Below are 9306 nucleotides of genomic sequence, written 5' to 3'. Positions count from 1 at the left end.
TGTACCCCGAAGGGCCTTACCGCTCGACTTGCATGTGTTAAGCACGCCGCTAGCGTTCGTCCTGAGCCAGGATCAAACTCTCCGTTGAAGACTCTAGAAACACCCGAAGGCGAATCAGAAGTATCTCGAACCAGAGTCCGAAAACCTAGCAAAAATAGCCGGCTGGAAATTAGCCGACTTAAATGTCCGACCCTCACACGGGGGGTGAGAATCGGAACCAAATTTCAAAATTTGGCACTGACATTCATCGACACACTATTGAGTTCTCAAAGAACACACGCACAAGCCATCTCCCGGGCGGTAAGCCCGTTCGATCAGCTAGGCAACTTATCAAGCTTAGCTCGCATCATGCAGCAGACCAAATCTGCTGGTCAGGTGGAACTAGTGTGATCATCAGGCGCTCCTCGTCCAACCTCGTTTCCCAGGCCCTTGGGGCTCCGGGTCGGTGTCCGTGTCGCTCTGACCTGGAATAAGTTACGTGTTGCGACGAACCAAAGTCAAATCGGCTGTCTACCTGCGCTTTTCCGGCACATCGGATGAGTGGCACGAACACGTCGAAGAGCGCGCGGCTCCGAATACCTCCCCACAACACTGCCTATGGGTGAGGAGGTCTCGTGGCCGCAGCTGTTCGGGCGCGGACGGAGAGTCGCGAGGGTAGGTCCGGAGTTCTGCATGCGGTGTCGCGAGCGACGGACGCCGCGCGAGCCGGCGACGTCCAGACCGCGGCGCTACTACTCCGAGAGGCCGAACTGCTCGCGGGCAGAGAAGACCGCATCGCAGACACACCGGCTGCCCACATCACCGGAAAACTAGCCCTGCGGGCCGCGTTGACAAGCATCAGAGCAGCAACGATCGTCGGAGTGCGCCGTCTGACGGGGTTCTGTGCGTCATCTCGGTCTTACCCAGGGTGGTTGGCCCGGGCTCACGAGGCTCCGGGTCGGGACGAAGGAGTCTGCGTGAATTCAACGGTGGGTGAGCGAACGCCCGGCGATCGGGTGGGTGGGGCGGACGGCCTCGTCTATGTCGTGTTCATTACCGCTGCGGCGGCCATGGGTGGGTTTCTGTTCGGGTATGACAGCTCGGTCATCAACGGTGCGGTCGAGGCGATCCGGTCTCGGTACGACATCGGGTCGGCGACCTTGGCGCAGGTGGTGGCCATTGCATTGATCGGGTGCGCGGTGGGGGCGGCGATCGCGGGACGGATCGCGGACCGGATCGGGCGCATCTGGTGCATGCGGATCGCGGCGACGCTGTTCACCTGTAGCGCGATCGGGTCGGCGTTGCCGTTCGCGCTGTGGGATCTGGCGATGTGGCGTGTGATCGGTGGCATCGGGATCGGGATGGCGTCGGTGATCGGGCCCGCGTACATCGCCGAGGTGTCGCCGCCGGCGTATCGCGGGCGGCTGGCGTCGTTCCAGCAGGCGGCCATCGTGATCGGTATCGCCACTTCACAATTGGTGAACTTCGCGATTCTGAAGATGGCGGGCAGTGAGCAGCGCGGTCACATCGCAGGACTCGAGGCCTGGCAGTGGATGCTCGGGGTGATGGTGGTGCCGGCGGCGCTGTACGGGCTGTTCTCGTTCACCATTCCGGAGTCGCCGCGGTACCTGATCTCCATCGGCAAGACCGACAAGGCCAAGGAGGTGCTGGCCCAGGTCGAGGGCGACAGGGGGAATCTGGACGAGCGGGTGGCCGAGATCGAGCAGGCCATGCACAGCGAGCATCGGTCGACGTTCAAGGATCTGCTGGGCGGCGGGTTCGGGTTCCTGCCGGTGGTGTGGATCGGTATCGGGCTGTCGGTGTTCCAGCAGCTGGTCGGAATCAATGTCGTCTTCTACTACTCGGCGACGCTGTGGCAGTCGGTGGGCATCGACCCGTCCAGTTCGTTCTTCTACTCGTTCACCACCTCGATCATCAATATCGTCGGCACCGTGATCGCCATGGTGCTGGTCGATCGGATCGGGCGGAAACCGCTGGCGCTCATCGGATCCACGGGCATGGCGCTCTCGCTCGCACTGGAGGGCTGGGCGTTCTCCTACAAGTCCGGGTCCGGGAACAGCGTGAGCCTGCCGCACACCCAGGGCATCGTGGCACTCATCTCCGCGCACTGCTTCGTGCTGTTCTTCGCCATGTCGTGGGGTGTCGTGGTGTGGGTGCTGCTCGGCGAGATGTTCCCCAACAGGCTGCGCGCCGCCGCGCTCGGCGTGGCCGCGTCGGCGCAGTGGATCGCCAACTGGGTCATCACCGCCAGCTTCCCCAGCCTGGCCGACTGGAACCTGTCGGGGACCTACGTCATCTACACCGCCTTCGCCATCCTCTCGATTCCCTTCGTGCTCAGGTGGGTTCCGGAGACGAAGGGCAAGGCACTGGAAGAAATGGGCTGAACGGCTATTTGAGGATCTTGGTGATCTGGCCGGCGCCGACCGTGCGGCCGCCCTCCCGGATGGCGAATTTGAGGCCGATCTCCATGGCTATGGGTTGGATGAGGACCACTTCCATGGAGACGTTGTCACCCGGGAGGACCATCTCCACTTCCTTCGGAAGCGTCACCACGCCGGTGACATCCGTTGTGCGGAAGTAGAACTGGGGGCGGTAGTTGTTGAAGAAGGGAGTGTGGCGGCCGCCCTCCTCCTTCGAGAGGATGTAGGCCTGGCCTTCGAACTGGGTGTGGGGTGTGACCGAACCCGGCTTGATGACGCACTGGCCGCGCTCCACGTCTTCGCGGCGGACACCACGCAGGAGGAGGCCGACGTTCTCGCCGGCTTGGCCCTCGTCCAGCAGTTTGCGGAACATCTCGATGCCGGTCACGGTGGTCTTGGTGGTCTTCGGGCGGATGCCGACGATCTCCACCTCCGCGTTGACCTTCAGGACCCCGCGTTCGATGCGGCCGGTGACGACGGTGCCGCGGCCGGTGATGGTGAAGACGTCCTCGATGGGCATGAGGAAGGGCTTCTCGACCTCGCGGGTGGGGGTATCGATCCAATCGTCCACGGCGGCCAGGAGTTCGGTGATGGTGTCGCCCCACTCACCGGTCGGGTTCTCCAGCGCCTGGTAGGCGGAGACACGGACGATGGGGGTGTTGTCGCCGTCGAATTCGTATTCGCTGAGCAGGTCGCTCACCTCGAGTTCGACCAGTTCCAGGATCTCTTCGTCCTCGACAACGTCGCACTTGTTCAGTGCCACCACCATTTTCGGGACCCCGACCTGGCGCGCCAGGATGACGTGCTCCTTGGTCTGCGGCATCGGGCCGTCGGTGGCGGCGACCACCAGGATGGCGCCGTCCATCTGGGCGGCGCCGGTGATCATGTTCTTGATGTAGTCGGCGTGGCCGGGGCAGTCGACGTGCGCGTAGTGGCGGTTCTCCGTCTGATACTCCACGTGGGCGATGGAGATGGTGATGCCGCGCTGCCGCTCCTCCGGGGCCTTGTCGATGGCCTCGAAGGGTGTGAAGGGATTCAGGTCCGGATATTTGTTGTGCAGGACCCGGGTGATCGCCGCGGTGAGAGTGGTCTTGCCGTGGTCGATGTGGCCGATGGTGCCGACATTGACGTGCGGCTTCGTCCGCTGGAACTTCGCCTTCGCCACTGGGAACCTCCTGTGCGCCCGCGCGATTCGAGAGGGCACCGGAGGGTGGGAACACCGCGAAGTCATGCCCGACGGCGGTGTCTGTTCCAGGGTATTCAGGCGCCGGCCCGCACAGGTCGAGAACAGTCCGAACCGGACGTACAGGACTGTTGACGGGTGGTGTTCCGCTCGGCGAGTCCCCGGGAGACGCGCCGAACCCGCCTCGGGTGAGCAGGGGAAGTAACGTGGGCGGTTATGACAGCTGTTGCAGATCGTTCGCTCGGACCGGACCTCGTACGCACCGTGAGCATCGGGCAGGCCGACGTCCTCGTCATCGGCCTCACCTCGACGGATGACGGGCCGGAGATCGCGCCCGCCGACGCCTTCGAGGATGTGCTGGACGGCGAGACCCGGGCCGCGCTGCTGACTGCGCTGCAGGCGGTCGGGGCCAAGGGGAAGGGCGAGGAGGTCACGCGGGTGCCGGCTCCGGCCGGGCTGGGCGTCGACTACGTGCTGGCGGTCGGGCTCGGGGCCGAGGACAAGCTCGACGCCGAGCAGGTGCGCAAGTCGGCCGGTGCGGCCGGTCGGGCGCTGACCGGGGTGGCGACCGCGGTCACCACACTGTCGGGGCTGGACCTCGGCGCGGCGGCCGAGGGCTTCTACCTGGGCGCGTACCAGTTCACCACGTTCAAGTCCGCCAAGACCGCGCCCAAGGACGACGATCAGCCGGTCAAGCGCGTCGAATTCCTGGTTCCCGAACCGGGATTCGGGGAAGAGGCGCTGTTCCGGGCGCAGGCCGTCGCCGAAGCCGTCGCCACCGCGCGGGATTTCGTGAACACCCCGCCCAACGACCTGTTCCCGGCCGAATTCGCCAACCGCGCAGCGGAATTGGCCAAGGCCGCAGGCCTCCAGGTGGAGATCCTGGACGAGAAGGAACTCGAATCACAGGGCTACGGCGGCATTCTCGGCGTCGGCAAGGGCTCCTCGCGGCCGCCGCGGCTGATCCGTATCACCTACGCGGGCGGCGACCCCAAGGTGGCGCTCATCGGCAAAGGCATCACCTTCGACACCGGCGGCATCTCCATCAAGCCCGCAGCGAACATGGAGAACATGACCTCCGACATGGGCGGCGCGGCGGCGGTCATCGCCACCACGCTGCTGGCGGCACGACTGAGCCTGCCGCTCACCGTCATCGCCACCGTGCCCATGGCCGAGAACATGCCGTCGGCCACCGCGCAGCGGCCGGGTGACGTGCTCACCCAGTTCGGCGGGACCACCGTCGAGGTCATCAACACCGACGCCGAGGGCCGGCTCATCCTGGCCGACGCGCTCGTGCGCGCGGGCCAGGACGAGCCCGACTACGTCATCGACGTCGCCACCCTCACCGGTGCGCAGATGGTCGCGCTCGGCACCCGCACCCCCGGCGTCATGGGCACCGACCTCTTCCGCGACCGGGTGGCCCGCATCTCGCAGGCCGTCGGCGAGAACGCCTGGGCCATGCCGCTTCCCGCGGAGCTGCGCGCCGACCTGAACTCCAAGATCGCCGACCTGCAGAACGTCGCGCCGCACCGCTGGGGCGGCATGCTGTCGGCCGGCCTGTTCCTCAAGGAGTTCGTCTCCGAGAGCGTGCAGTGGGCCCACCTGGATGTGGCCGGTCCCGCCTACAACACCGGCGGGCCGTTCGGCTACATCGGCAAGGGCGGCACCGGCGTCCCGGTCCGCACCCTCATCGCCACCCTCGAGGACATCGCCGCCGAGTAGCGAACGGCGCAGTCGCACACGGACGCCCGCCCCGCTCGATGCGGTGGCGGGCGTCGTCGTTCGGCGCGGCCGGACTCGCGCCGGACGTTCCGGGCCCCGGCGTCAGAGGTCCTGGGCCGCGCGGCGTTCCAGGATGCGGCGGCGCGCTTCGTAGTCGCGCATGCGCTGGGGGTAGCCGACTCGGCGGGCGTCGTAGACGGGGATATTCAAGGTGGCGGACAGGCGTCGCGCGCCGCGCTCGCCGACCGCGCGGCGGGTCCACGACCCGTCGTGGGCGACCAGGACGACCGAGACATCGGACACCGTCGTGCGCGGCTCGACGAAAGCCTCCACGCCGTAATGGCTTCGGGTCCAGGCCACCAGATGCGCCATCGCCTCGGGGTCGGCATCACCCCGGCGCGCGGTACCGCTGCGCCCGAACAGATCCAGGAAACCCATCCCGGCTACCTCCTCTCCGGCCACGGAAAGACCGCCGGATAATTCGATAGTGCCAGCTCCCGAACCGTTCGCCAGTCCCCCGGCCAACCCCTAAGCAGCCCCACAGAATCCGTTCAGCCCCGGCTCAGCCCAGCGCCGGCTCCCGCGCCCGGGGACGACCGCAGAACGCGATTCGGCGAGCCCGGTGGCGCACTCGGCAATTCAGGACCGGCGAGGCGATGCCGCGGGGGCCAAATCCATGCGCCGACACGAGAGACATGCGAAAGGGCGTTCGCGCGCGCCGACGGCGCCCATCGACATTGCGGCGAGGCTGCCGGCATCCTGCGTGCCCTCAGCCGATTCACCACTCCCCGCGAATTCATCACTCCCGCGACGTAACCGCCGCACTCCCTTATGGACGCCCAGCCATCCCGTCGGCGGGCGGCGGTGGGTTCAGCTAGCTGTCGGCTATCCCGCTCAGTGCTGCTATGACTCCCGGCCAGCGGCACCCCGGACAGAGGTGTCGCGCGCAAACGTGATACGTCTCATGCCATTCCCGCCAATTCACGCTCACGCCAGGGAGATCTCTTGCTCACGCGGGGGATCGCGACACTGAGAGGTCGGCGCAACGGCCGCCCTGTGACACGCCGCACCCGGACGAGTGCAAGGATGGGTGGCTGGAACAAGAACCAACACGGATCTCCGGTGCCGCAGAATGATCGGTGGCCGTCGGGACGACATCGCGACCCGCGGTGCCATGCCCGCGGAGAGACGAACTGTTTAACCCGACGAGCAGTCAGAGGAGTCAACGGACATGACCTTCTCCGTCCAGATGCCGGCTCTTGGTGAGAGCGTCACCGAGGGCACTGTAACCAGGTGGCTGAAGCAGGAAGGAGACACGGTCGAGGTCGACGAGCCGCTGCTCGAGGTCTCCACCGACAAGGTCGACACCGAGATCCCGTCCCCGGTCGCAGGCGTTCTCACGAAGATCGTCGCCCAGGAGGACGACGTGGTCGAGGTCGGCGGCGAACTCGGCGTGATCGGTGAGGCCGGTTCCGCTCCGGCCCCGGCCGCCGCCCCGGCACCCGCCGCCGCCCCTGCCCCGGCGCCCGCGCCGGCCCCCGCACCCGCCCCGGCCCCGCAGCCGGTCGCCGCCGCTCCGGCGCCGGCCCCCGCCGCGCCCGCCCCGGCCGCTGCCGCCTCCGGCACCCCGATCAAGATGCCCGAGCTCGGTGAGTCCGTCACCGAGGGCACCGTCACCCGCTGGCTGAAGCAGGTCGGCGACCAGGTCGCCGTGGACGAGCCGCTGCTCGAGGTCTCCACCGACAAGGTCGACACCGAGATCCCGTCGCCGGTCGCCGGCACCCTGCTGGAGATCTCCGCGCAGGAGGACGACGTGATCGCCGTCGGCGGTCAGCTGGGCGTCATCGGCAGCGGCGTTGCCGCGGCCGCGCCCGCTCCGGCCCCCGCGCCCGCTCCGGCCCCCGCGCCCGCTCCGGCCCCCGCGCCCGCTCCGGCGCCTGCCCCGGCTCCCGCCCCGGCCCCCGCTCCGGCTCCGGCCGCTGCGGTTCCGGCCCCCGCACCGGCCCCCGCCCCTGCTCCGGCTCCGGCTCCCAAGCCCGCTCCGGTTCCGGCCGCGGCCACCCCGGCCGAGGAGCCCTCCACCAACGGCGGCCCCTACGTGACCCCGCTGGTGCGAAAGCTGGCCGCGGAGAACAACGTTGACCTCGCGACCCTCACCGGTTCCGGTGTCGGTGGCCGCATCCGCAAGCAGGATGTGCTCGCCGCCGCGGAGGCCAAGAAGGCTCCGGCCCCCGCCGCTGCCGTCGCGCCCGCCGCCGCTGCTCCGGTCGCCCCGGCCGCGCCCGCGCCCGCGCCGCGTCCGTCGCTGTCGCACCTGACCGGCACGGTCCAGAAGGCCAGCCGCATCCGGCAGATCACCGCGACCAAGACCCTGGAGTCGCTGCAGACCACCGCGCAGCTCACACAGGTGCACGAGGTCGACATGACCAAGATCGCCGCGCTGCGCAACCGCGCCAAGGCCGCGTTCAAGCAGCGTGAGGGCGTGAACATCACGTTCCTGCCGTTCTACGCCAAGGCCGTCATCGAGGCACTGGCCGTGCACCCGAACGTGAACGCGTCCTACAACTCCGACACCAAGGAGATCACCTACCACTCGGTGGTCAACCTGGGTATCGCGGTCGACACCGAGCAGGGCCTGCTCTCGCCGGTCATCCACAACGCCAACGACCTGTCGCTGGCCGGGCTGGCGCGTGCCATCGCCGATATCGCCAACCGGGCGCGCACCGGCGGTCTGAAGCCGGACGAGCTCGCCAACGGCACCTTCACCATCACCAACATCGGGTCGCAGGGCGCCCTGTTCGACACCCCGATCCTGCTGCCGCCGCAGGCCGCCATGCTGGGCACCGGCGCGATCGTCAAGCGCCCCATGGTGATCAGCGACGACGGCAACGAGTTCATCGGCATCCGCTCGATGGCCTACCTGCCGCTCACCTACGATCACCGCCTCATCGACGGCGCCGACGCGGGTCGCTTCCTGACCACCGTCAAGCACCGGCTGGAAGAGGCGTCGTTCGAAGGTGACCTCGGGCTCTAATACCGGATACGGGCGGCAGGAATGATCGGATGAAGGTCGTGATCGCCGGTTCGTCCGGGTTGATCGGGACGGCACTCGTCGCGGCGCTGCGCCGCGACGGGCACGAGGTCACCCGCCTCGTGCGCCGTCCCGTGCACGCCCGCGACGAATTCACCTGGGACCCCGTCCGTTCCAATCTGGACGAACGTGCGCTGCGCGGCGCCGACGCCGTGGTGAACCTCTGCGGCGCGGGCATCGGGCAGCGGCGCTGGACCGGCAGCTACAAACAGGAGCTGCGCGACAGCCGCATCGTCCCCACCGACGTGCTGGCCGCCGCGGGCGCCGCCGCGGGCGTGCCGACGCTGGTCAATGCCAGCGGCGTGCACTACTACGGCGGCGATCTCGGCGACCGCGTCGTCACCGAGAGTTCCCCCGCCGGAACGGGTTTCCTGGCCGGCCTGTGCGCCGACTGGGAGGCCGCCACCGAGCAGGCCGCCGACGCCGGCGTGCGCACGGTGCTGCTGCGCTCCGCGGTGGTGCTGGCCCGGCACGGTGGCATGCTCGGAATGCTGTATCCCCTCTACTATCTCGGCCTCGGCGGGCGGCTGGGCAGCGGCCGCCAGTACGTGCCGTGGATCTCCCTGGACGACGAGGTCGGCGCGATCATCTACGCGCTCACCCACGAAAGCCTTTCCGGCCCGGTCAACATGGTCGGTCCCGCGCCGGTCACCAATGCGGAGTTCACCCGCGCGCTGGGCCGCGTCATGCACCGGCCGACTCCCCTGATGGTGCCCGCGTTCGCGCTGCGGCTGGCCGTCGGCGAGTTCGCCGAAGAGGCAATCCTGCACGGCCCCAGGGCTATTCCCACCGCGCTCGAGACCGCCGGCTACCCCTTCCAACACCCCACCATCGGCGCGGCACTGTCCGCGACGCTCGGTCAGTCCGGCTGATCCGGCCCGTTGCGGTGG

General features: G+C 68.1%; 6 protein-coding genes and 1 rRNA gene. 4 read left to right on the top strand and 3 right to left on the bottom strand.

Annotated features, from left to right (window positions below; translation table 11 throughout):
* Positions 1-88: ribosomal RNA gene (locus ACWEQQ_RS19730) — 16S ribosomal RNA — on the bottom strand; the annotation flags it as partial.
* An 868-nt stretch (positions 89-956) separates the two neighbouring features.
* Here ACWEQQ_RS19730 and ACWEQQ_RS19725 point away from each other — a divergent pair.
* Positions 957-2384 (top strand): sugar porter family MFS transporter, encoded by a 1428-nt coding sequence (locus ACWEQQ_RS19725; RefSeq protein WP_452349182.1) that lies wholly within the window; start codon positions 957-959, stop codon positions 2382-2384.
* Positions 2385-2388: 4 nt separating this feature from the next.
* Here ACWEQQ_RS19725 and tuf read toward each other — a convergent pair whose 3' ends face one another.
* Positions 2389-3585, bottom strand: a complete 1197-nt coding sequence (tuf, locus tag ACWEQQ_RS19720; RefSeq protein ID WP_452349181.1) for an elongation factor Tu — start codon at positions 3583-3585, stop codon at positions 2389-2391.
* A gap of 234 nt (positions 3586-3819) precedes the next feature.
* Between tuf and ACWEQQ_RS19715 the strand changes: the two genes are divergently transcribed.
* Complete coding sequence (locus ACWEQQ_RS19715; protein ID WP_452349180.1) at positions 3820-5325, top strand: leucyl aminopeptidase; 1506 nt, start codon at positions 3820-3822, stop codon at positions 5323-5325.
* 102 nt (positions 5326-5427) lie between these two features.
* Here the strand turns inward: ACWEQQ_RS19715 and ACWEQQ_RS19710 are convergent, their stop codons facing one another.
* Positions 5428-5763, bottom strand: a complete 336-nt coding sequence (locus ACWEQQ_RS19710; RefSeq protein WP_452349179.1) for an oxidoreductase — start codon at positions 5761-5763, stop codon at positions 5428-5430.
* A 793-nt stretch (positions 5764-6556) separates the two neighbouring features.
* On the opposite strand from ACWEQQ_RS19710, the gene sucB reads away from it, so the two are divergent.
* On the top strand, positions 6557-8359 hold the full coding sequence (gene sucB / locus ACWEQQ_RS19705; protein ID WP_452349178.1) for a 2-oxoglutarate dehydrogenase, E2 component, dihydrolipoamide succinyltransferase: 1803 nt from the start codon (positions 6557-6559) through the stop codon (positions 8357-8359).
* 29 nt (positions 8360-8388) lie between these two features.
* Positions 8389-9288 carry a TIGR01777 family oxidoreductase gene (locus ACWEQQ_RS19700; RefSeq protein WP_452349177.1) on the top strand — a complete coding sequence of 300 codons (900 nt, stop codon included), beginning with the start codon at positions 8389-8391 and terminating at the stop codon, positions 9286-9288.
* The last annotated feature ends 18 nt before the right edge of the window (positions 9289-9306 follow it).

The organism is Nocardia sp. NPDC004123, assembly GCF_053603795.1.
The sequence above is the reverse complement of the archived record's forward strand: the minus strand, read 5'-3'. Positions and strand labels throughout refer to the sequence as shown.